The sequence below is a fragment of the Devosia polycyclovorans genome (genome assembly GCF_042181575.1).
Classification (GTDB): Bacteria; Pseudomonadota; Alphaproteobacteria; order Rhizobiales; family Devosiaceae; genus Devosia; species Devosia polycyclovorans.
In genome coordinates this window covers 2198885-2221672 of sequence record NZ_CP170082.1, presented here as the reverse complement: position 1 = coordinate 2221672, position 22788 = coordinate 2198885, and the positions used below count along the sequence as shown (strand labels likewise).

Annotated in this window: 17 protein-coding genes and 1 tRNA gene; 2 read left to right on the top strand and 16 right to left on the bottom strand. The window is 59.9% G+C overall.

Going from position 1 to position 22788, the window contains the following annotated elements; translation table 11 throughout:
- Positions 1–529 precede the first annotated feature (529 nt).
- The gene (locus ACE4RL_RS11085; protein ID WP_375597210.1) at positions 530–1624 is read left to right on the top strand and encodes an NAD(P)-binding domain-containing protein; all 1095 of its coding nucleotides are present in this window, start codon (positions 530–532) and stop codon (positions 1622–1624) included.
- 55 nt (positions 1625–1679) lie between these two features.
- On the opposite strand, the gene rpoC is transcribed toward ACE4RL_RS11085, so the two are convergent.
- From rpoC to secE, 8 genes are all read right to left on the bottom strand, one after another.
- Entirely contained in the window at positions 1680–5864 is a 4185-nt protein-coding gene (gene rpoC / locus ACE4RL_RS11080) for a DNA-directed RNA polymerase subunit beta' (RefSeq protein ID WP_375597209.1), read from the bottom strand.
- An 82-nt stretch (positions 5865–5946) separates the two neighbouring features.
- Entirely contained in the window at positions 5947–10086 is a 4140-nt protein-coding gene (gene rpoB, locus ACE4RL_RS11075; protein ID WP_375597208.1) for a DNA-directed RNA polymerase subunit beta, read from the bottom strand.
- A 372-nt stretch (positions 10087–10458) separates the two neighbouring features.
- Entirely contained in the window at positions 10459–10836 is a 378-nt protein-coding gene (gene rplL, locus ACE4RL_RS11070; RefSeq protein WP_375597207.1) for a 50S ribosomal protein L7/L12, read from the bottom strand.
- 57 nt (positions 10837–10893) lie between these two features.
- Positions 10894–11412 (bottom strand): 50S ribosomal protein L10, encoded by a 519-nt coding sequence (rplJ, locus tag ACE4RL_RS11065; protein WP_116588559.1) that lies wholly within the window; start codon positions 11410–11412, stop codon positions 10894–10896.
- Between the two features lie 303 nt (positions 11413–11715).
- On the bottom strand, positions 11716–12408 hold the full coding sequence (gene rplA / locus ACE4RL_RS11060; RefSeq protein WP_375597206.1) for a 50S ribosomal protein L1: 693 nt from the start codon (positions 12406–12408) through the stop codon (positions 11716–11718).
- Between the two features lie 5 nt (positions 12409–12413).
- On the bottom strand, positions 12414–12842 hold the full coding sequence (gene rplK, locus ACE4RL_RS11055) for a 50S ribosomal protein L11 (RefSeq protein WP_375597205.1): 429 nt from the start codon (positions 12840–12842) through the stop codon (positions 12414–12416).
- Between the two features lie 118 nt (positions 12843–12960).
- On the bottom strand, positions 12961–13491 hold the full coding sequence (gene nusG, locus ACE4RL_RS11050; RefSeq protein WP_375597204.1) for a transcription termination/antitermination protein NusG: 531 nt from the start codon (positions 13489–13491) through the stop codon (positions 12961–12963).
- Positions 13492–13531: 40 nt separating this feature from the next.
- Positions 13532–13726 (bottom strand): preprotein translocase subunit SecE, encoded by a 195-nt coding sequence (gene secE / locus ACE4RL_RS11045; RefSeq protein ID WP_375597203.1) that lies wholly within the window; start codon positions 13724–13726, stop codon positions 13532–13534.
- A 255-nt stretch (positions 13727–13981) separates the two neighbouring features.
- Between secE and ACE4RL_RS11040 the strand changes: the two genes are divergently transcribed.
- Positions 13982–14248, top strand: coding sequence for a hypothetical protein (locus ACE4RL_RS11040; RefSeq protein WP_375597202.1), 267 nt, complete (start codon positions 13982–13984; stop codon positions 14246–14248).
- A 292-nt stretch (positions 14249–14540) separates the two neighbouring features.
- On the opposite strand, the gene ACE4RL_RS11035 is transcribed toward ACE4RL_RS11040, so the two are convergent.
- The 8 genes from ACE4RL_RS11035 to ACE4RL_RS11000 all read right to left on the bottom strand — a co-directional run bounded on the left by ACE4RL_RS11035 (position 14541) and on the right by ACE4RL_RS11000 (position 22788).
- Positions 14541–14616, bottom strand: a tRNA-Trp gene (locus tag ACE4RL_RS11035).
- 349 nt (positions 14617–14965) lie between these two features.
- Positions 14966–16606: a hypothetical protein gene (locus ACE4RL_RS11030; RefSeq protein WP_375597201.1), complete on the bottom strand. Its 1641-nt coding sequence runs from the start codon at positions 16604–16606 to the stop codon at positions 14966–14968.
- Positions 16603–17664, bottom strand: a complete 1062-nt coding sequence (locus tag ACE4RL_RS11025; protein ID WP_375597200.1) for an ABC transporter ATP-binding protein — start codon at positions 17662–17664, stop codon at positions 16603–16605. Before ACE4RL_RS11025 ends, ACE4RL_RS11030 begins: the two co-directional genes overlap by 4 nt.
- Before the next feature lie 12 nt (positions 17665–17676).
- On the bottom strand, positions 17677–18561 hold the full coding sequence (locus tag ACE4RL_RS11020; protein WP_375600268.1) for a carbohydrate ABC transporter permease: 885 nt from the start codon (positions 18559–18561) through the stop codon (positions 17677–17679).
- Between the two features lie 18 nt (positions 18562–18579).
- Complete coding sequence (locus ACE4RL_RS11015) at positions 18580–19473, bottom strand: carbohydrate ABC transporter permease (RefSeq protein WP_253559995.1); 894 nt, start codon at positions 19471–19473, stop codon at positions 18580–18582.
- Positions 19474–19614: 141 nt separating this feature from the next.
- Positions 19615–20904 carry an ABC transporter substrate-binding protein gene (locus tag ACE4RL_RS11010; protein ID WP_375597199.1) on the bottom strand — a complete coding sequence of 430 codons (1290 nt, stop codon included), beginning with the start codon at positions 20902–20904 and terminating at the stop codon, positions 19615–19617.
- Positions 20905–21031: 127 nt separating this feature from the next.
- On the bottom strand, positions 21032–21886 hold the full coding sequence (locus tag ACE4RL_RS11005) for a phytanoyl-CoA dioxygenase family protein (RefSeq protein ID WP_375597198.1): 855 nt from the start codon (positions 21884–21886) through the stop codon (positions 21032–21034).
- Between the two features lie 566 nt (positions 21887–22452).
- Positions 22453–22788, bottom strand: a complete 336-nt coding sequence (locus ACE4RL_RS11000) for a cupin domain-containing protein (protein ID WP_375597197.1) — start codon at positions 22786–22788, stop codon at positions 22453–22455.

Here is a 22788-nt window from a genome sequence, read left to right as displayed (position 1 = left end):
TTCCATCGTCCAAATTTTGGTGCCGCTCAAAGCAGAACGACCCCACGTACTCGTTTGAAGCCGCCTATTGGCACGCTCCAGTTCGGTCTACACAAGCAAACCAAAGCGGCGCATGCCCGAAACCGCGAAGGATTCGGCAGCGCCCCAATTGCAGCGGACCACCCGCCGTTCGGCAGCAGTCATGCGCACAAGGATTTGCTTCGTCTAACTACCCGACAGTGTGTTTGATCGCCCTGGATTCCCGCGCAAGGTGGCAGGGACCCGGTGTGGCAATCACGACCGACCGCTAAGGTAGCCGCTGTTTAGAGCCGAAGACTCGCCCCGTCAAGGATTCTTTCGTGAAAAATCCATGGGAGAGCCTTGCGTTTCAGGCAACCGAGCCATCCAACCGCCCGGACACCCATTGGACGGTTAGGGCAAAAACCGTTCGGCAAGACCTGCATTGAGGATTTGGGGGCAAACGTGCGCCCCCTGCCCTTGCTGCGACGTGCTTCGCCCCCTAGATCAGGACGACCGAGCGGAGCCCCGAGTGACCGATTTCCCAATCCATGCCGCCCTCAAACTGGATATTGCGGTCATAGGCGCCGGCCAAGCCGGTTTGAGCTCCGCCTATCATCTCAAGAAGCTCGGCCTCGTTCCGGGCCGGGACTTCATGGTGCTCGATGAAGCGCCGCGGTCCGGGGGCGCTTGGCAATTTCGCTGGCCGTCGCTCACCCTGAGTACTGTCAACCGCGTACACGATCTGCCCGGGCTGGGATTTGCCCAATTTGCCGGAGACGACGAGACTGTCAAAGCCTCGGTCGCGGTACCCCACTACTTCTCAGCATACGAAGATCACTTTGACCTCAAGGTCCTACGACCGACCAAGGTCACGATGGTGTGTGATCGCGGCGAGCGCCTGCGCATTGAAAGCGATCGCGCCTTGTTCGCCGTACGGGGAATCATCAACGCAACCGGAACTTGGGAGAACCCCTATATCCCCTCCTATCCCGGCGCGGATCGTTTCGGCGGCCGCTCGCTCCACACCAGGGACTTTCGCTCGGCAGAGGCGTTCGCCGGTCAGCACGTGCTGGTCGTGGGCGGTGGAGTCTCGGCCATCCAGCTTCTTGACCAGATATCGCGGGTGACCAGAACCACCTGGGTGACCCGCACGCCCCCAAGATGGCGGGAAGGTCCCTTCGATGAAGACGCGGGTCGCAAGGCCGTTGCCATGGTAGAAGAGCGGGTGCGCGCAGGCCTGCCGCCCCGCGGCGTGGTGTCAGTCACAGGGTTGCCGGTCACACCAGCCATAGAATCCATGCGCAAGCGCGGTGTGCTTGATCGCCAACCGATGTTTTCGGAAATCACGCCGACGGGCGTTCGCTGGGAAGACGGGATGGAGCTCGACGTCGACGTCATACTCTGGTGCACCGGCTTCCGCAGTTCGCTGGACCATCTGGCGCCTCTGCTGTTGCAGGAAGAAAGCGGTGGCATAACCATGACCGGGCGCCTCGCGACACAGGTGGCAAAGGACCCGCGCGTGCACCTGGTTGGCTATGGCCCCTCGGCTTCCACCATCGGGGCCAATCGCGCCGGCGCGGCGGCGGCCCGGGAACTCGCGAGCTTCCTCGATCTGGTCGACTAAGCAAAAAAGAAAGGGGCCCGAAGGCCCCTTCCCCAATTCTTGCATCGTGGATCCGTTACTCGGCAGCGGGTGCCGCGATCTGCACAGTCTCTGCCTGACGACGGCGTTCCTCAAGAATGAGGTCGTCACGCTTGGCAGCAATCTGCTTGGCCTTGGACTGACCGGCACCAGTACCGGCCGGAATCAGGCGGCCGACGATGACGTTCTCCTTGAGTCCCTCGAGCAGGTCGGCCTTGCCGGAAACTGCGGCCTCGGTGAGGACGCGCGTGGTTTCCTGGAACGAAGCGGCCGAGATGAACGAACGCGTCTGCAGCGAGGCCTTGGTGATGCCCAGCAGCACGGGGTTCGCCGTTGCCGGCTTCTTGCCTTCGGCAATCAGCGCATCGTTGAGCTCGTCGAAGTCCAGCTTGTCGAGCTGCTCGTCTTTGAGCAGACCGGATTCGCCGGGTTCCACGATTTCGACCTTCTGCAGCATCTGGCGAACAATCACCTCGATGTGCTTGTCGTTAATCAGCACGCCCTGCAGGCGATAGACCTCCTGGATCTCATTGACGAGATAGCGCGCCAGTTCCTCGACGCCCTTGATGGCAAGGATGTCATGCGGAGCCGGATTGCCGTCCAGGATGTATTCGCCCTTCTCGATGGTGTCGCCTTCCTGCAGATGGAACGGCTTGCCCTTCGGGATCAGGTATTCGACCGGATCAGCACCGTCCTCGGTCGGCTCGATGATGACGCGACGCTTGTTCTTGTAGTCGCGACCGAAGCGGATGGTACCATCGATCTCGGCGATAATGGCGTGATCCTTCGGACGACGGGCTTCGAACAGCTCGGCCACACGCGGCAGACCGCCGGTGATGTCCTTGGTCTTGGCGCTTTCGAGCGGAATACGCGCGAGGACGTCACCCGGTGCAACCTTCTCGCCCGGCTCGACGGCGATGACCGCATCGACCGAGAGCAGGTAGCGGGCATCGCCACCACGCTCGACCTTGGCAATCGAACCGCCGCGACCGATCGCGAGGGCAGGCTTGAGGCCTTCACCACGCTGATTGCCGCGCCAGTCGATGACCACGCGCTTGGTGAAGCCGGTTGCCTCGTCGGTGTTTTCTGCCACCGAAGCGCCGTCCACCAGGTCCTCGAACACCACTTCGCCCTCGACTTCGGCGAGGATCGGACGGGTGTACGGATCCCATTCGGCCAGACGCTGACCGCGGCGGACGCTGTCGCCTTCCTTGATCAGCAGCTTGGAGCCGTAGGTCACCTTGTGAGTAGCGCGTTCCTTGCCGTCAGCGTCAACGATCGCCAGCGACACGTTACGGGCCATCACGACCTGCTTGCCACCTTCGACGGTTGCCAGGTTCGGATTGCGCACTGCGATCTTGCCCTCGGCACCAGCCTCGAGGAAGGACGAGTCCACCACCTGTGCGGTACCACCAATGTGGAAGGTACGCATGGTGAGCTGGGTACCGGGTTCACCGATCGACTGCGCAGCGATAACGCCGACAGCTTCACCGATATTGACCGGAGTACCGCGTGCAAGGTCACGACCATAGCAGGCCGCGCAGCAGCCCTGACGCATGTCACAGGTTAGCGGCGAGCGAATACGGACCGACTGGATGCGGGCCTCTTCGATCACGTCGACATGCTTCTCTTCGAGCAGAGTGCCCTTCGGCGCGATCAGATCGCCCGAAATCGGGTGGAACACATCGTCGGCCGTCGTGCGACCCAGGATGCGCTGACCCAGAGAGGCCACAACCTGACCGGCGTCCACGATCGGCTCCATGGTCAGGCCACGCTCGGTGCCGCAGTCTTCGGACACGATGATCGCGTCCTGCGCCACGTCCACCAGACGACGGGTCAGATAGCCCGAGTTCGCAGTCTTCAGCGCGGTATCAGCCAGACCCTTACGAGCACCGTGAGTGGAGTTGAAGTACTCCAGCACGTTCAGGCCTTCCTTGAAGTTCGCAGTAATCGGCGTCTCGATGATCGAACCGTCCGGCTTGGCCATCAGGCCGCGCATGCCGGCAAGCTGCTTCATCTGGGCCGGCGAACCACGGGCACCCGAGTGGCTCATCATGTAAACCGAGTTGATCGGCTTCTGGCGCTTGGTTTCCTCGTCGATCTGGACGGTACGAATGGCGTCCATCATCTCTTCGGCAACCTTGTCGCCACACTTGGCCCAGGCGTCCACGACCTTGTTGTACTTTTCGCCCTGAGTGATCAGGCCGTCATTGTACTGCTGCTCGAACTCTTCGACCTGCTTCCGCGTGTCTTCCACGATCGTGTACTTGGACGCCGGAATAACCATGTCGTCCTTACCGAACGAAATGCCAGCGTCACAAGCGTTCTTGAAGCCAAGCTGCATGACACGGTCACAGAAAATGACCGTCTCCTTCTGACCGCAACCGCGATACACGGTGTCGATCATCTTGGAGATCATCTTCTTGGTCATCAGCTGGTTGGCCGTCGAGAACGGCACTGCCGGGTTGATCGGCAGGATCTGGCCGATCAGCATACGGCCCGGGGTCGTTTCCACAATCTCGGTGATCTGCTTGCCATCCGCATCCCAAGCCGGAACGCGTGCCTTGATCTTGGTGTGGAGGGTAACGACCTTGTTGTCGATGGCATGCTCCAGTTCCGCATAGGAACCAAAAGCCATGCCCTCGCCGGGCTCATTGTCGTTCATCAGCGACAGATAATAGAGACCCAGCACAATGTCCTGCGAGGGCACAATGATCGGCTGACCATTGGCGGGGTGCAGGATGTTGTTGGTCGACATCATCAGGACGCGTGCTTCCAGCTGCGCTTCGAGCGACAGCGGAACGTGCACAGCCATCTGGTCGCCGTCGAAGTCGGCGTTGAAGGCCGAGCAGACGAGCGGGTGCAGACGGATCGCCTTGCCTTCGATCAGCATGGGCTCGAAAGCCTGAATGCCGAGACGGTGCAGCGTCGGGGCGCGGTTGAGCAGCACGGGGTGCTCACGGATCACCTCATCCAGGATATCCCAGACTTCCGGCTTTTCCTTCTCAACCAGCTTTTTGGCCTGCTTCACGGTCGACGAGAAGCCCTTGGCTTCCAGGCGCGAATAGATGAACGGCTTGAACAGCTCGAGCGCCATCTTCTTGGGAAGACCGCACTGATGGAGCTTGAGGTTCGGACCCACGGTGATGACCGAGCGGCCCGAATAGTCCACGCGCTTGCCCAGCAGGTTCTGGCGGAACCGGCCTTGCTTGCCCTTGAGCATGTCGGAAAGCGACTTCAGCGGACGCTTGTTGGCACCGGTGATGGTGCGGCCACGGCGACCGTTGTCGAACAGCGCGTCAACAGCTTCCTGCAGCATGCGCTTTTCGTTGCGGATGATGATATCCGGAGCACGCAGCTCGATCAGGCGCTTCAGGCGATTGTTGCGGTTGATCACGCGACGATAGAGATCGTTCAGGTCCGAAGTCGCAAAGCGGCCACCATCCAGCGGCACCAGCGGGCGCAGCTCAGGCGGAATGACCGGTATGACGGTCATGATCATCCATTCGGGCTTGTTGCCAGAAACGATGAACTGCTCGACGATCTTCAAGCGCTTGGCGAGCTTCTTGGGCTTAAGCTCAGTAGTAGCCTCAGCAATTTCCACGCGCAGATCGGCAGCGATTTTTTCGAGATCGAGACCGAGCAGGATTTCGCGGATGGCTTCGGCGCCGATCTTGGCGGTGAAGCTGTCGGCACCGTACTCGTCCTGGGCGTCCAGATACTGCTCTTCGGTGAGCAGTTCATTCTGCGTGAACGGGGTCAGACCAGGATCAAGAACAACATAGTTCTCGAAGTAAAGGATGCGCTCAATATCCTTCAAGGTCATGTCGAGCAGCAGCGCAATGCGGCTCGGCAAAGACTTGAGGAACCAGATATGAGCAACGGGCGCAGCCAGTTCAATGTGACCCATGCGCTCGCGACGAACGCGGCTCAGGGTGACTTCAACACCGCATTTTTCGCAGATGACGCCCTTGAACTTCATGCGCTTGTACTTGCCGCACAAGCATTCATAGTCCTTCACGGGGCCAAAAATGCGTGCGCAGAACAGGCCATCGCGCTCAGGCTTGAACGTACGATAGTTGATCGTCTCTGGCTTTTTGATCTCGCCATACGACCAAGACAGGATTTTCTCGGGGCTCGCGATCGAGATCTTCATCTGATCGAAAGTCTGCACGGGGACGGCCGGGTTGAACGGGTCCATGACGTGGGAATGCTGGTTCATCTATTCTCTCCTCTACCCCTCCAGGACCCCGAAGATGAACGGGTCCGTGGAGAGGTGATGAATGGAAACTGGAAGTGCCGGATTATTCCGCCGCTTCCTGAGGAGGTGCGAGCTCCGGATCTTGCTGTTCTGGTTCCTCGTCCTCACGCATGTCGAGTTCGACATTGAGACCGAGAGACCGGATTTCCTTGACCAGAACGTTGAAGCTTTCCGGGATGCCCGCTTCGAAGGTGTCGTCGCCACGCACGATGGCCTCGTAGACCTTTGTACGACCCGCCACGTCGTCCGACTTGATGGTGAGCATTTCCTGCAGCGTATAGGCAGCGCCATACGCTTCGAGGGCCCACACTTCCATCTCGCCGAAGCGCTGACCACCAAACTGCGCCTTGCCGCCCAGCGGCTGCTGGGTGACGAGCGAGTACGGACCGATCGACCGCGCGTGAATCTTGTTGTCCACCAGGTGGTCGAGCTTGAGCATGTAAATGTAGCCCACGGTCACCTGACGGTCGAACTGCTCGCCGGTACGGCCGTCATAGACGGTCGACTGACCCGAGGCCTTCAGACCCGCCTGCTCCAGCATCACGACGATGTCGGCTTCCTTGGCGCCATCAAACACCGGGGTCGCAATCGGCACGCCCTTGGAAAGGTGTTCACCCAGGCGAACCAGACTGTCGTCGTCGAGATCATTGAGCGTGTCGTCATTGGCGAACAGCGTGTTGATCTCAGCGCGCAGCGGGGTCAGGTCACCCTTGGCGTGATAGGCGCGAACCATCTCGTCGATCTTGCGACCCATGCCGGCACAGGCCCAACCCAGATGGGTTTCCAGGATCTGGCCCACATTCATGCGCGAGGGCACACCGAGCGGGTTGAGCACGATATCGACCGAAGTGCCGTCTTCGAGATACGGCATGTCCTCGACTGGAACAATGCGCGAGACCACGCCCTTGTTACCATGGCGACCGGCCATCTTGTCGCCCGGCTGGATCTTGCGCTTGGTAGCAATGAAGACCTTGACCATCTTCATCACGCCCGGCGGAAGTTCATCACCGCGCTGCAGCTTGTCGACCTTGTCGATGAAGCGCTGCTCGAGCAGACGACGGCTCTCTTCATACTGCGCATGAAGAGCTTCCATCTCGGTCATGACCTTGTCGTCCTCGACGGCAAACTGCCACCACTTCGAACGGGGCTGACCTTCAAAGATCGAGTCATTGAGCTTGGTGCCAACAACATAGCCCTTCGGACCGGCCGTTGCGGCCTTGCCGAACAGCATTTCCTTGAGGCGCGCATAGACGTTGCGGTCGAGGATCGACTGCTCGTCGTCGCGGTCCTTGGCCAGGCGCTCGATCTCCTCGCGCTCGATGGCCATGGCACGCTCGTCCTTGTCGATGCCATGACGGTTGAAGACACGGACTTCCACGACGGTACCGGCATCGCCCGGGGGCACGCGCAGCGAGGTGTCGCGAACGTCAGAGGCCTTCTCACCGAAGATGGCGCGCAGGAGCTTTTCTTCCGGCGTCATCGGCGATTCACCCTTGGGGGTGATCTTGCCAACGAGGATGTCGCCCGGCTGCACTTCGGCGCCGATATGCACAATACCGGCTTCGTCCAGGTTCTTCAGCGCTTCTTCCGAGACGTTGGGAATATCGCGGGTGATTTCTTCCGGACCAAGCTTGGTGTCGCGAGCCATCACTTCATATTCCTCGATATGGATCGAGGTGAAGACGTCCTGCATGGCGATCTTTTCGCTCAGGAGGATGGAGTCTTCGAAGTTGTAGCCATTCCAGGGCATGAACGCGACGAGCACGTTCCGGCCCAGGGCCAGATCGCCCAGTTCGGTCGAAGGACCGTCGGCAATGATGTCACCAGCATTGATATGGTCGCCCACCACCACCAGCGGGCGCTGGTTGATCGAGGTCGACTGGTTCGAACGCTGGAACTTCATCAGGTTGTAGATATCGACGCCCGACTTCGACGCATCGGTTTCGGCCGTCGCACGAATAACGATACGGGTCGCATCCACCTGGTCCACGATACCGGTCCGCTTGGCCACGATCGCAGCGCCCGAGTCACGGGCCACGACGGGCTCCATGCCGGTACCCACGAAGGGGGCCTCGGCACGCAGCAGCGGCACAGCCTGCTTCTGCATGTTCGAGCCCATCAGGGCGCGGTTGGCGTCGTCGTTTTCAAGGAACGGGATCAGGGAAGCCGCAACCGAGACCATCTGCTTGGGAGAAACGTCCATCAGATCGACGTTTTCCTTGGGCGTCAGGCCGTTGTCGCCAGCGTGGCGAGCCACAACCAGATCGTCCTTCAGGGTCCCGTCAGCGTTAAACTGCACGTTTGCCTGAGCGACATAGTGCTTCGCCTCTTCCATGGCGGAGAGGTAAACCACTTCATTGGTCAGCTTGCCGTCGACGATCTTGCGGTACGGGGTTTCGATGAAGCCGTACTTGTTGACGCGCGCATAGGTGGCCAGATTGTTGATCAGACCGATATTGGGGCCTTCCGGCGTCTCAATCGGGCAGATACGGCCGTAGTGGGTCGGATGAACGTCGCGCACTTCGAAACCGGCACGCTCACGGGTAAGACCACCCGGCCCAAGCGCGGAAAGACGACGCTTATGCGCGACTTCCGAGAGCGGGTTGGTCTGGTCCATGAACTGGCTCAGCTGCGAGGAACCGAAGAATTCACGCACCGCGGCGGCAGCCGGCTTGGCGTTGATCAAGTCCTGCGGCATGACGGTGTCGATTTCGACCGAGCTCATGCGCTCCTTGATGGCACGCTCCATGCGGAGCAGACCAAGGCGGTATGAGTTCTCCATGAGTTCACCGACCGAACGGACGCGGCGGTTACCCAAATTGTCGATATCGTCGATTTCGCCGCGGCCATCGCGCAGGTCGACCAGGGTCCGGACGACTTCAACAATGTCTTCCTTGCGCAGGGTGCGCATGGTGTCGGGAGCATCGAGCTCAAGACGCATGTTCATCTTGACGCGACCGACGGCCGAAAGGTCGTAGCGCTCGGCATCGAAGAACAGCGACTGGAACATCGCCTCAGCGGTTTCCACGGTCGGCGGCTCGCCGGGACGCATCACGCGATAGATGTCGAACAGCGCGTCTTCACGCGTCTCGTTCTTGTCGATCGCCAGCGTGTTGCGCAGATAGGCACCAATCGAGATGTGATCGATGTCCAGGATCGGCAGCTCGTCAAAACCCTTGTCCACCAGAGTGGTCAACAGCTTTTCGTCCAGCTCGTCGCCGGCCTCGGCATAGATCTCACCGGTCTGGAGATTCACCAGATCCTCGGCGACATACATGCCATAGAGGTCTTCATCGACAGCCAGTAGATGGGTCAGGCCGTTCTCAGCCAGCTTCTTGGCCTGGCGGGCCGAGAGCTTCTTGCCGCCCTCATGCACCACGTCGCCAGTCTTGGCATCGATCAGGTCATGGGTCGGCTTGGCGCCTTTCCACTTCTCGGCGTCGTAGGGGACGCGCCAGCCCTTCTCGGTCTTCTCGTAATGCAGCTTGCTGTAATAGGTGTCGAGGATTTCCTCGGCATCCATGCCCAGCGCCTTGAGCAGCGAAGTGACCGGAATCTTGCGGCGACGGTCGATACGCGCATAGACGATGTCCTTGGCGTCGAACTCGATATCGAGCCAGGAACCGCGATAGGGAATGATACGGCCAGCAAACAGCAGCTTGCCCGAAGAGTGGGTCTTGCCCTTGTCGTGGTCGAAGAACACGCCGGGCGAACGGTGCATCTGCGAAACGATAACGCGCTCAGTGCCATTGACGACAAAGGTGCCGTTGGGCGTCATGAAGGGCATGTCGCCCATATAGACGTCCTGCTCCTTGATGTCCTTGACCGAACGCGCACCGGTTTCTTCGTCCACTTCGAACACGATCAGCCGCAGCGTCACCTTGAGCGGGGCAGCGAAGGTCATGTCGCGCGCACGGCACTCATCAATGTCGTACTTTGGCTGTTCGAACTCGTAGCGCACGAATTCGAGCGAGGCGGTGTTCGAGAAGTCGGTGATGGGGAACACCGAGCGGAACACGGACTGCAACCCTTCCTCAGGACGTCCGCCCTTGGGCTCGTCGACCTGAAGAAACTGATCATAGGAAGCCTTCTGGACTTCGATCAGATTGGGCAACTCCGTGACTTCGCGGATGGAGCCGAAGGACTTGCGAACCTTGCGGCGGCCGTTGAACGTGGTAGCCATGAAAGCTCCTACTTTAAGCGCTTATCTCGGAGGCAGATATCCAAAGACCCGACTATCAGCCGTCGGCGCTCGGGATATATGCCTGGTTAGTCAATTCTCGGGGTCTTGGCGGATGGCACAAGAATCCGGCTCACAACCCGATGAGCCGGTTCACAGACACGTGATCAGCGACTAAAGCCCCGCACGAGGGACAGCCCACGGCGAGGTCAACAGAGGCTTCAAACTGCCCGCGACATCCAAATTCGTCATATATTTCCGCAAATTGGGGCCCGGACCCATCCAATCGGCCCAGAGCGAATCATTCCGTCAGAAACGGAAAAGCGAAATGGCACATAAAGCGCCATTTCGCAAATTTCAAGTCATAAACTGAAATTACTTCAGTTCGACCTTGGCGCCGGCAGCTTCCAGCTTCTTCTGGATGTCTTCGGCTTCAGCCTTGGACACGCCTTCCTTGACGGCCTTCGGAGCGCCTTCAACCAGCGCCTTGGCTTCGCCCAGGCCCAGGCCGGTGATGCCACGGACTTCCTTGATGACGTTGATCTTGTTGTCGCCGAAGGAGGCGAGGATCACGTCGAATTCAGTCTTTTCTTCAGCGGCCGGAGCAGCAGCACCACCACCAGCAGCGGCAGCGACAGCAACCGGAGCAGCAGCGGAAACGCCCCACTTTTCTTCCAGCATCTTGGACAGCTCGGAAGCTTCCAGAACGGTCAGGGCCGAGAGATCATCAACGAGTTTGGCGAGATCAGCCATTTTACACTCTTTTCAGTTTGGGTTCGGGTTCGAATGTTGAGGTAGTTTGGAACGGCCTTACGCCGCTTCGCTCTTTTCGGCGTGAGCCTTGAGAACGCGGGCAATGCCCGCGCCTGGCTGCACGAGAATGGAAGCGATGTTCGTTGCCGGCTGCTTGACAAGACCTGCGAGCTTGGCGCGCAGTTCGTCCAGCGACGGCATGGTTGCCAGCGCCTTGACGCCATCGGCGTCCAGAGCGGTCGTACCCATGGCACCACCGAGAATAACGAACTTCTGGTTCTTCTCGGCGAAGGCCGCTGCGATCTTGGGTGCAGCGACGGGATCTTCCGCATAGGCGATGACGGTCGGGCCGGTAAACAGGCCCGAGATATCCGCGACATCGATTTCCTTAAGAGCGAGCTTGGCAAGGCGGTTCTTGGCGACCTTGACCTTGCCGCCAGCCTTCTTGACCTGCACGCGCAGGTCAGTGAACGCAGCGACGGTCAGGCCGGTATTGTGCGCGACGACGATCGATCCAGCACCCGCAAGGGATTCCTGGAGCGAGGCGACGACTTCACGCTTTTCCGCTCTTTCCAAAGCTAGTCTCCACAAATAAGCCCCAGGGCATTCGCCAAGGGACCATTGCCAATTGCTGCCCCCTGCCCTTTGGGCCGGGGAACAACGGTTAGTGCCTGCCAACCGAGTGCCCGCAAGGGGCAACTGGCTTAGGTTCGAACCACAACCTTTGGGCCATTCGGCCCGGAATTGGGTCTCACCCCGTCTATTGCTGGCTCCAGAACTGGAATTAACGGCATGATGCCGGCCGGCAGTCTCGGACAGGACTTAACGCAGCCCCCTAAGGGACGGCGAAACCGGGCGGCGAACCGCCCGGAATTCGGATTAGACGGCCGTATTCGGCTCGACGTGGACGCCCGGGCCCATGGTGGAGCTCACGGACACCCGCTTGACATAGGTACCCTTGGCGCCAGCCGGCTTGGACTTCTGCACGGCGTCGGTGAACGCCTTGATGTTCTGCAGCAGTGCATCCTCGGAGAACGACACCTTGCCGATACCGGCGTGAATGATACCGGCCTTCTCGACGCGGTATTCCACAGCGCCGCCCTTGGCCGCGCCAACGGCGCCCTTGACGTCCATGGTCACCGTGCCGACCTTGGGGTTCGGCATCAGATTGCGCGGGCCCAGGATCTTACCCAGGCGACCGACCAGCGGCATCATGTCCGGGGTGGCAATGCAGCGGTCAAAGTCGATCTTGCCCGACTGGATGGTTTCGAGCAGGTCTTCAGCGCCAACAATGTCAGCACCGGCGGCGGTGGCTTCGTCTGCCTTGGCGCCACGGGCGAACACAGCGACGCGAACGGTCTTGCCGGTGCCATTGGGAAGGCTCACAACACCACGAACCATCTGATCGGCGTGACGCGGGTCAACACCGAGATTCATCGCGATCTCGACAGTCTCGTCAAACTTGGCGGAAGCCTTGGACTTCACCAGCTTGACGGCTTCCTCGAGCGAATACAGCTTGTTGCGGTCGATGCCTTCACGGGCAGCGGCGACCTTCTTTGCGATCTTTGCCATCTCTATCAGCCCTCGACCTGAATGCCCATCGACCGGGCAGAGCCGGCGATCATGCTCATTGCGGATTCAACGTCGTCCGCATTGAGATCCTTCATTTTCTTCTCGGCGATATCGCGAAGCTGGGCCTCGGTGATGGTGCCGGCGCTTTCCTTGCCCGGAAGCTTGGAGCCGGACTTGAGGTTCATCGCCTTCTTGATGAAGTAGGTCACCGGCGGCTGCTTCATCTCGAAGGTGAAGCTCTTGTCGGCATAGGCGGTGATGATGGTCGGAATCGGCGAGCCCTTTTCGAGCTCCTGCGTGGCCGCATTGAAGGCCTTGCAGAATTCCATGATGTTCAGACCGCGCTGACCCAGCGCCGGACCGATCGGGGGCGACGGGGTGGCAGAGCCAGCCGGCACCTGGAGCTTGATATAGCCCGTAATCTTCTTAGCCATTTTTCATCCTTCTCTAGTGCCCGAATGGGCAGTTGAAGCCGTGGTGCGGTTTCCTGACGCCGGCTAGAGCGCCATCCCCTTCCACGGGTTTTATCCGGCCAAGGCCGGATAGCTTTGATCAGACCTTTTCGACCTGACCGTATTCGAGCTCCACAGGCGTGGGGCGACCGAAAATCGAGACCTCGACCTTGAGGCGCGAGCGTTCCTCGTCCACCTCTTCGACGATGCCGTTGAAGCTGGCGAACGGCCCATCCGAAACACGAACGTTCTCGCCGACTTCGAAGCTGACGGAGGGCTTGGGATGATCCACACCTTCCTGCACCTGCTGCAGGATGGACATGGCCTCGCTCTCCGAAATCGGCATCGGCTTGTTGTCCGAGCCGAGGAAACCAGTGACCTTGGGCGTGTTCTTGATCAGGTGGAACGCCTCGTCGGTCATGTCCATCTTGACCAGCACATAGCCCGGAAAGAACTTGCGCTCCGCATCGACCTTGCGGCCACGACGGATCTCGACGACCTTCTCGGTCGGCACAATCACGTCTTCAAACAGGTGCTCGAGCTTCTTCTGCGCGACCTTGAGGCGAATATCTTCCGCCACCTTGCGCTCAAAGTTCGAATACGCCTGCACGATATACCAGCGCTTGGCCATAAAGGGTCGCCGCTCCCAAATATCTAAATAATGATCCGGATCAGCGGATCGACAGCATCAAGGACACGAGCCAGGAAATGACCTGATCCGCCGCAAGAAAGAACAGGCTGGCCAGGATAACCAGAACCAGAACCATGATCGTGGAAATCACGATCTCGCTCCGGCCCGGCCAGGTGACCTTGCTGACTTCCGAGCGAACCTGCTGGAAAAACTGTACTGGGTTCGTGCGGGCCATGGGCAAATCTACTTCGTGTCTTGGTGCAAAACCAAAGGCCGCGCAGGAATCCCGCACGGCTAGAGCGGGCTATCTAGAGGCTTTGGTCGTGGAATGCAACAGGCTTGGCGTGGGAATCACGGGCTGAAACACCCCCTATTTCCGATCACATGTAAAGCATAAGCCGAAATTGCGATCGAATCCCCCTTGCACGCCAGCTTTCCTTAGCGTTGGATAGATTGTGCCCGGAATGTGGCAACGCTCTTGGAGGGAGCAATGTCGTTCGAGGTCCTTGCCTGCCAACTTTTGCATTTTGGTCCCCATGCCACCATACCCGGCCGTATCACGGGCGCTGTGCGGGTTCGGATTCGCGAGCAGTTCCGTGGCAATGTCACCGAATACGGACTCAACCTTCCGGTGAAGGCCGATTGCGGCAAGGTTCCTCACGAGCAGGTCCGCACCGCCCTGCTCACCCATGCTGCTCACCAGCTCAACAGGCTTAAAGCCCGGCACAGCGACGCCCTGCCTGCAGCCGCAGAGTAACGGTAGCCGTCCTGTTACGGGAGAAATTCGCGCGGTGCACTTTTGCTCCGGGCGCCCGCAACCATTCGCATGGAAACGCGTTTCTGAACTCGCAGGACTTGCCTCCTGCGACCTCCAACGTCAGTCCCCGGATCCCATGCACTCCCAACCCCTGCCGGGGACTGGCTCTTTTTTCGAAGGCCCGACGCGCAGATGCGGCCGTGCAACCACACTCGCGCCAAGGCAGCCATCAAGACCGGAATTGTCGGAAAGCGGAGCGGAGCCATGCTCTACGAGCTGCGCTTCTAGTGCCTGGCAGGGGCTGGGGGACTCGAACCCACGACCCTCGGTTTTGGAGACCGATGCTCTACCAACTGAGCTAAACCCCTTCAGGCGACGCCGTGTCTAATGGGAAAGTGCGGCAGATGCAAGGGGCAGTTTGCCCCCATCATCCGTCGTCCCCGACTCCGCGTCCCACCACACATTGTCTTAGCGCCACCTGCAGTTTGGTTCGCTCATTTCCGATGATGGCCCAACCCTCGGGCCAGTCGAACTAGACGCCTCGCCCGATACAAAGCTCAAGGGCACAAAGGTCCGCGACCTGTGGTCTCATCTCGCACTGCCAATCAGCCCGCCATTCTGCCAGCATTCCGCGAGGGCGGAACGCTCACGCGTTTTTCAACACGCCGCCACGTTCCGCGAACCGTCGGTCGTCACACACCTACATCGGCACCGCCGTTAGCTCGGCAGCACCAGGCCTGGCGACGCAGTTCTGCTCCACGAACCACTTTCAAACGCGATTTGCTCATTGGGCAATATGCGGAATGCATGGTCCTGCCCTTGAAACGTCAAGACCCCGTCTACTTGCCGGCTGGTGACACAAACCAGGCCCAGCAATGCCCCGCTCTGGTCCAGCATGACCCGTATGCCCGCCGGAAAGCGGCAGATCAGCTCTCCATTGCGATAGATTTCGCCGCCAAGCGCGGTGTTGATCAGTTCGTAACTTGTGCCTCCCACCCTTCGGGCATAGCCAGTCTCCCAGTTCTCGTGCTTGTGCAGGACCGGCTTGGGCAACAGGCTGGTGAACCAGATGGCTCCGTCCGGGCGCGGCACAATGCCGGACAGACGCTCGATGAAATCGAGAAGGCAGAGGATAGAGGGTGAGTATTTCTCCGTGAAACCCGCTTGCCCGGTATAGGGGCTCAACGTTTGCGGGAAACGGTCCGCATTGAACAGGGCCGACAACGTAGGCTGCATGATCCAACTCAGCTCCACGTGGTGCCCGTGGTGTTCGAAGGCGTGCGGCGTTCGAATCAAAGTCAGGAAGTTGGTGGGACCGTTCCAGCTGTTTTGGCCGAATGTCGGGTCGAAACGGGGGTCATCAAGCGCAATGGACGTCAGAGGGAATTTTGCGAAGAATTTGCGTGTGTTGAGCAAATAGCGCGCAAGCGCCTCGGCGAAGCCATCGGCGTCTCCAACTTCGCAGGCGAGGACACGCAACAAATTATCCGACTGCACACGAACCAGACGGCCATGCCGGTCGCGATCATAGAAGAAAACGTCGTCGGGGTCGAAACACTGCTCGTAAAGCGCCACGCGGCTAGCCTCGGCCTTTTGCCGCCAGGCATTGCCGTCGCCGCCAAGATGATCGGCAATGGCCCCGAGATAATCGCGCTGGCAGGCAACGTTGGCCGTCAGGTCGGGAGCGATGAAGGGCAGTATGGGATTGTCCGGATCGTAGCGGGTCGGGTCATTGGCAAAGGGACTGTCCGGCACGTGCCAGAAGCGTGAGGACAAATCATGCCCGGTATCGTAGGTCGAGAACGCCTCGACGGCGCCGGTGCCCAGCGTGTCTCTGTGACGAGCCAGCCACGCATCGTAGCGCGACATGGCCCCGAACATCTCGGTCAGCCAGCCCGCATCGAGCCGATTGAGCCGAAAATGGTTCCATACCGAGCGCGCCAATGGCGTCACGAGCTGGATCTGGTTGAAGGCAGGCCCTTGTGGGGTAACCTTATAAGGGAATAGCCCATCGTCCCGCTGGTAGCGGGCAAAGGCGGAATAGGTCGCCGTCGTCACCGAGGGCAGGAAGCGGCTCAGCAGTTCGGCATTTATCGTGCCGGTGCTCTCGAGCCAGCAGCCATGATAGATGCCGCCTTCATGCAGGATCGGCGTTTCGCCTGCCGCCGGAGCGATGCAATCGAATAGTTCACGGACGGCATCGTAATAGCGATCGGTCAGCTGGTCGGCGCTCGATACGAAACGGACTCCAGAGCGTTGCCATTCTTCGAGCAGCGCAGCATTGGCGGGTTTGGCTAGCGGGCCGATTTTTTCGGCGACGTCCACCGCCCGCAGGCGGTCAAGAAGCTGGTGGCTCACGCAGACGCCTCGATCCGCAGGCCTTCGGCATCAAAGAAATGCGCATCGCTTGCCTTGAAGCCGAGCGAAACCTGGTCGCCGCGCCTGAATTGGGCGTTGCCGGGGGCCTGGGCGAGCAGGCTCTGGCCATCGGCCAGTGCCACATAGACGAACAGCTCGCTGCCCAGATATTCGACCAGTGTGATGGTGCCATCCACCGCGATATCGCCAGGCTGGTTGAGCCCCAGATGCTCGGGCCGGATGCCGACCGTCACCGGCCCGCTGGTTCCCAATTGCGCGGGCAAGGTCCCCAATCCGCTCAGATTGACCCCCTGCCCCGCTGCATCGCCCTTGAGCAAGTTCATCTTGGGCGAGCCGATAAAGCTGGCCACGAACAGATTGCGTGGATTGTTGTAGAGCTCGAATGGCGTGCCAACCTGCTCGAGATTGCCCTTGTTGAGCACGGCTATGCGCGTGGCCATGGTCATGGCCTCGGTCTGGTCGTGCGTCACATAGATCATGGTGGTGCCCAGCCGGTTGTAGAGCCCGGCCAATTCGACGCGCATCTGCACCCGCAGTTCTGCGTCGAGGTTCGACAAGGGCTCATCGAACAGGAAGAGCTGGGGTTCGCGCACGATGGCCCGGCCAATGGCCACGCGCTGCTTCTGCCCGCCCGAGAGCTGGCGCGGCTTGCGCTCCATCAGCTCCCCGATCTGCAATATGCGGGCCGCATCGGCTACGCGGCGCTCGATTTCGTCCTTGGGCATGCGCAGATTGGACAGGCCGAAGGCCAGGTTTTTGCGCACGCTCATATGCGGGTAGAGCGCGTACGACTGGAACACCATGGAGAGATTGCGCTGGCTGGCGGGCAGGTCGTTGACGACGCGGTCGCCAATGGAAATCGTGCCGTCAGTGATTTCTTCGAGCCCGGCGATCATGCGCAGCAGGGTGGACTTGCCGCAGCCCGACGGGCCGACAAGCACAAGAAACTCGCCCGATTGCACTTGCAGATCGATGCCATGGATGACTTCGAAACCGGAATAGGCCTTGCGGACTTCGGAAAGGGTAACAGATGCCATGGTGTTCGCTTCTTACTTGAGGCCGCTCATCGCAATCCCGCGGATGATGAGTCGCTGGAAGATGATGAAGAACAGGAGAATGGGCAGGATGGAGAGGATCGACATGGCGAACATCGGTCCGTACTGGCTGACGCCGTCGGTGCTGATGAAGCTGCGCAGCGCCAGGGGCACGGTGTAGTCTTTCATGTCGTTGAGATAGACCAGCGGCCCCAGGAAATCCTCCCAGGTCCAGATAAACGAAAAGATCGCCGCCGTTGCCATGGCCGGCAGGCTCAGGGGCATGATGATGGCCCAGTAAATCTTGAAGGGCGAGCACCCGTCGATCATCGCCGCTTCGTCCAGCTCACGCGGCAATTGACGGAAGAACTGGATCATCAGGAAGATGAAGAAGGCATCGCCCGCCAGGAATTTGGGCACGATCAGCGGCAGATAGCTGTCCACCCAACCCAGGTTGAGGAACAGGATATATTGGGGGATGAGCACGACATGATAGGGGATCATCAGCGTCATCATCATCAAGGCGAACCAGATGGTCTTGCCCGAGAATTCGAGCCGCGCAAACGCATAGGCGGCAAACGAGCAGGAGATGACATTGCCCACCACCGAGAGCACGGTGACCACGGTCGAGTTCCAGAAAAAGGTCGTGAAGCTCACCGGCAGGGCGTTCCAGCCCTCGGAATAGTTCTCCCACTGAAATTCGCTCGGCCATAGACCCAGATCGCCGAAGATCTGATTGTCAGGCTTGAGCGAAGCGGCAAACATCCAGATCAGCGGGTAGATCATCACCAGCGAGGTGAGGATCAGGAAGACGTGCTTGAGCACGGCGGAGCGCTTGGCGCGCCTGGCCCTCTCCTCGCGATAGGCATGCGCAATGTCGGCGGTCGTCTGGGCGGGCATGGTGGATGCGCTCATGGCTCAGCCCCTCTCGTTCTCGTAGTGGACCCAGTATTTGGAGGTCCAGAAGGCAATGGCGGTGAACAGCGCAATAATCAGCAACAGCACCCAGGCCAACGCCGAGGCATAGCCCATGCGCAGGAAGCTGAAAGCCTCGTTGTAGAGATAGACGGTGAAGAACAGCAGGCTGTCGAGCGGCGCGCCCGAGCCACCGGAAATGATGAAGGCGCCAGAGAAACTCTTGAAGGCCTCGATCATCTGCAACACCAGATTGAAGAAAATGACGGGCGCCAGCAGCGGCACGGTGATGGCGAAGAACTTCTTCACCGGCCCGGCCGCGTCGATCTCCGCTGCCTCGTAAAGCTCCTGCGGAATGGCGCGCAGGCCGGCAAGGAAGATCAGCATGGGCGATCCGAACTGCCAGATGGCCAGCACGATCAGCGTCCAGAGCGAATATTTCGGATCGGCCAGCCAATAGGGTCCCTCGGCGCCGAACAGGCGCAGGATTGAATTGATCACCCCGTCATAGTTGAAGAGCTGGCGCCACAGGATGGCCACGGCAATCGAGCCGCCCAGAATCGAGGGCAGATAGAACAGCGCCCGATACCACCCGATGGCGCGAATGCCCTTGTCGAGAGCCATTGCCACCCCGAGAGCGAAGATCAGCTTGAGCGGCACCGAAATGACCACGAATTGGAAGGTCACCTGCAGGGCCTTCCAGAACCGCTGGTCGTACTGAAACATATAGATGTAGTGGTCGAGCCCGAGCCATTGCGGCGGGCGCACCACATTATATTTGGTGAAACTGAGATAGAGCGAAGCCAGGATTGGCCCGATCGCCAGCAGGAAGAAGCCCACCAGCCACGGGGACAGAAAGGCATATCCGGCAAAATTGCGTCGGAAGAATTTTTGCACGCGCGGCTCCAGTCTCAACTGTTCCCGTTGGATCGAATATAGCAGGAGGCAGCGCCTGCCACGATAAGGCAGGCGCCGCCACTTCCCGAGGAGATATCCGCCGCCCCACGGGAGAAAGGGCGGCGGACCGGGTTTGCTGACTTAAGCGCGGGCCAGGATGGCGCGGGCCTGAGCGAGGAAGTCCGATGCAACCTCGGGGATCGGGCGTTCGCCAAGCAGAACGTTGACGGCCAGGCGCTCGAATGTCTGCTCGACCTCGTTCGAACCGCTCGGCGGCGGCGGCGGCAGCACGGCTGTCTTGCCCTGGATCTTGTCAAAGAACTCGACCGAGCGGGCCTCGACATCTGTCAGTTCGGGCTGCAGTGCGGCGCGCACATCGCTCTGGCTCGGGATGCCGCGTTCCAGACCCAACACCTTGGTCATGTCCAGATCGTTGACGAAGGCGCTCATATAGGTCGTAGCGGCTTCAGGGTTCGCACTGTCGCGCGTCAGGCAGACGAACTGGCTGGGCTGCACGATCGAGCCCGGCACCATCTCAGATGTATTGGGGTACATCGCCGCGCCAAGAGTGTCCTGCATTAGGCTTTGCACGCCCACCAACTGGTTGGACCAGAGATAGGTCATGGCCGTCTTGCCGGTGACCACGCCCATCTGGCTCAGCTCCGACACACCGGCGAGACCGGCACTTTCCGGGCCCGGCGGGGTGCCGCCGGCATTGCGGATCTTTTCCCAGGTTGCCCAGTATTCCTCGACGATTTCCTGGGTCGGGCCATAGGAGCCGTCCTCGTTGAACAGCATGGCGCCCTTCTGCACCACGAAGTCGGAGAAATTCTGGTAGTCCGCCGTGTTGTCGTCCGTACCAGCAACGCCCGTGGCCTCCTTGATGGCGGCGGCGAACTCGGCCAGTTCGTCATAGGTATAGCCATAGGGGTCGAAGTCCTCGCCCGGGACGATCCCGGCTTCCTCGAACAGCCGCGTGTTGTACATCGCCATATGGCTGTTGGCGCCGATGGAGAGAGCATAGAACTTGCCGTCCACGGTGCCGGCATCGATGGCGCTCTGGTCCATCTTGGATATATCGAGGGTCTTGCCGACGTAGTCGTCCAGCGGCACGACGGCGCCATTGGCGATATATTCGAACAGCACGCCATATCCCTGCTGGATCACGTCGGGCATGTTGCCGCCGGCGATCTGGGTGGTCAGCTTGGTGAAATAGTCGCCAAAACCAAGGGTTTCACCAGTGACGTTGATGTCGGGGTGCTTGCCATTGAAGATGTCGATCACTTCGAAGGTGCGGCGGTCGCGCTCCGGATTGCCCCACCAGAAGTGGCGGATCTCCGCCGTCTGCGCGAAGGCCGGGCGTCCCATGGCCGCCAGTGCCAGCACCGAGCCCGATGCCCCCAGAAACGTTCTTCTCGATAGTTTGCTCATTGTATTCCTCCCTTGAGCCTTCCAGTTTCAGCCAGCGCCGGGTCCTCAACCGGCCCTTGCCATTTGCATTGTTGACTTACGTACCTCCGGGTGCGGGTCAACAAACTTCGTGCCCTACTGGTCCCACCTAAGCGTTGGCGGCCACAGGCAATTTGTGTGGCATGACGATCTGGCGCCGTTCGGGCGTCAGCCGCGCCAGAAGCTCCTGGCTGGGCACCATGTCATGCCGGAAATAGCCCCAGCTCGGGCCATAGCGATAAACCGTCATGCGGCGCTGGCCCGGATTGGTGCGCCGGGCCGAGCCATGCATGATGGCGTCGACGAACATCAGCGCGTCGCCAGCCTTGAGATGCACTTCCACCGCCCCGGCAATGCCGTCTACCGAGGTCTGCTCATCACGCTTGTCGAGAGCGACGGTCTGGGGATGGCGAAGATTGGATTTGTGGCTGCCTGGAATGACCATGGTCGCGCCATCGCCAGGACCGATATCGTTCAGTGCAATCAACACATTGACCTGGCCGCAATGAAACCGTCCGGCGTGAAAGCGGTATTGGGTACGAATGGTCCCCACATGACCGCCCGAATGCAGGCGCAGCGCCTGCCCCGGCCCGCGCACCGAGGCGAAACATTCATCGATGAAAGCGGGGCCGTGGTGCCCGTCAAAATTCTCCGGATCGTCGGCACCGATGAAGTGGACAGCCTTGGCAAACCAGGACGGATGATCGATCAATCGCTCCCAGGCAGGACCCGCCTCATAGACCTGCTGCAGGATCAGGCCTTCCTGCCGGTCAGGACGGTTGAACAAGCGCACATGACCGTCCCAACCATCGCCCACGAAATCCTGATGCTGGTCGAGCGTGGCGTTACAAGCCGCCAGCTCTTCAGCCGACAGCGCGGCGGGAATGACCAAATATCCATTGAGATCGAACAGATAGCGTTCGAGTTCGGTGCATGCAGCACCAGGCGCCAGCCCTGCGTCCATCCCTTGCTCCCCGCCATGCCCCATCTTGGGGTCAATTCTGCGCGGTGCTGCTGGGAGGGGTTCTTCCCGCCAACCGCGACCGCACGGTTGAAATCATTAGCGGGCAACTCAGAAGGTCGATACGAGCAGCTGTCCGTGGGTTAACATCGGTCAGACAGCAGACGTACCGCGTAGCTCACGCTTTACCACATACCCTGGCTGGACCCGCAGGCCCATGACGTGTCTCCGGCCGTTCCTGAGAGGTTATCCCCGCTCAGATTGGGCACAAGATCACAATTGCTTCCATACAAGTCAAGAGGACTTTGTGTCAGCGCACCACGATCGCTAGGCTGCCAAGGCAAACGGCGGTTCTCGCGGTCACCTGATGAAACTCGTCCAGAGCCTCGCTCAGGGAGGGTTTTTCAAATCAATCAGAGGCCGCAGGGTTTCAGACCAACAAACGCTGGCCAACGCACTTCCATCGAACATGGCGGTTCATGCAGATTGACAAACAAGTGTCCGCTGCGCTGCTCGCTCGCCTTTTGCTGAGAATATCTCTCATGAGCCATCATGAGAGATGACCTTCATCAAACAAAGTCCGCCCGCATCGGCGTGAAGACATCGACCAGCCGACCCTTTTCCAGCGCCACCACGCCATGGACGAGACCGGAGGGCACAATGAAGCTACCGCCCTGCCCGACGACTTCTGTCTTGCCATCGATTGTCACTTCGAAACTGCCTTCGGCGACATAGCTGACCTGGATATGGGGGTGGCTGTGCGGCGCGCCGACCGCCCCTTTGTCGAAGCCGAATTCGACTTGCATCAACTCCGGCGTATGAATCAGCACCCTGCGGGTATTGCCGGGCGCCAACTCGGTCCAATCGGTGGACTCGGGCTGCGCAAAAAACACCTGTTCAGTCAT

Coding starts and splice junctions, on each gene's coding strand:
- rpoC (WP_375597209.1), bottom strand. CDS start 5,864: ATGAACCAGCATTCCCACGTCATGGACCCGTTCAACCCGGCCGTCCCC.
- rpoB (WP_375597208.1), bottom strand. CDS start 10,086: ATGGCTACCACGTTCAACGGCCGCCGCAAGGTTCGCAAGTCCTTCGGC.
- rplL (WP_375597207.1), bottom strand. CDS start 10,836: ATGGCTGATCTCGCCAAACTCGTTGATGATCTCTCGGCCCTGACCGTT.
- rplA (WP_375597206.1), bottom strand. CDS start 12,408: ATGGCAAAGATCGCAAAGAAGGTCGCCGCTGCCCGTGAAGGCATCGAC.
- rplK (WP_375597205.1), bottom strand. CDS start 12,842: ATGGCTAAGAAGATTACGGGCTATATCAAGCTCCAGGTGCCGGCTGGC.
- nusG (WP_375597204.1), bottom strand. CDS start 13,491: ATGGCCAAGCGCTGGTATATCGTGCAGGCGTATTCGAACTTTGAGCGC.
- secE (WP_375597203.1), bottom strand. CDS start 13,726: ATGGCCCGCACGAACCCAGTACAGTTTTTCCAGCAGGTTCGCTCGGAA.
- ACE4RL_RS11040 (WP_375597202.1), top strand. CDS start 13,982: ATGTCGTTCGAGGTCCTTGCCTGCCAACTTTTGCATTTTGGTCCCCAT.
- ACE4RL_RS11025 (WP_375597200.1), bottom strand. CDS start 17,664: ATGGCATCTGTTACCCTTTCCGAAGTCCGCAAGGCCTATTCCGGTTTC.
- ACE4RL_RS11020 (WP_375600268.1), bottom strand. CDS start 18,561: ATGCCCGCCCAGACGACCGCCGACATTGCGCATGCCTATCGCGAGGAG.
- ACE4RL_RS11010 (WP_375597199.1), bottom strand. CDS start 20,904: ATGAGCAAACTATCGAGAAGAACGTTTCTGGGGGCATCGGGCTCGGTG.
- ACE4RL_RS11005 (WP_375597198.1), bottom strand. CDS start 21,886: ATGGACGCAGGGCTGGCGCCTGGTGCTGCATGCACCGAACTCGAACGC.
- ACE4RL_RS11000 (WP_375597197.1), bottom strand. CDS start 22,788: ATGACTGAACAGGTGTTTTTTGCGCAGCCCGAGTCCACCGATTGGACC.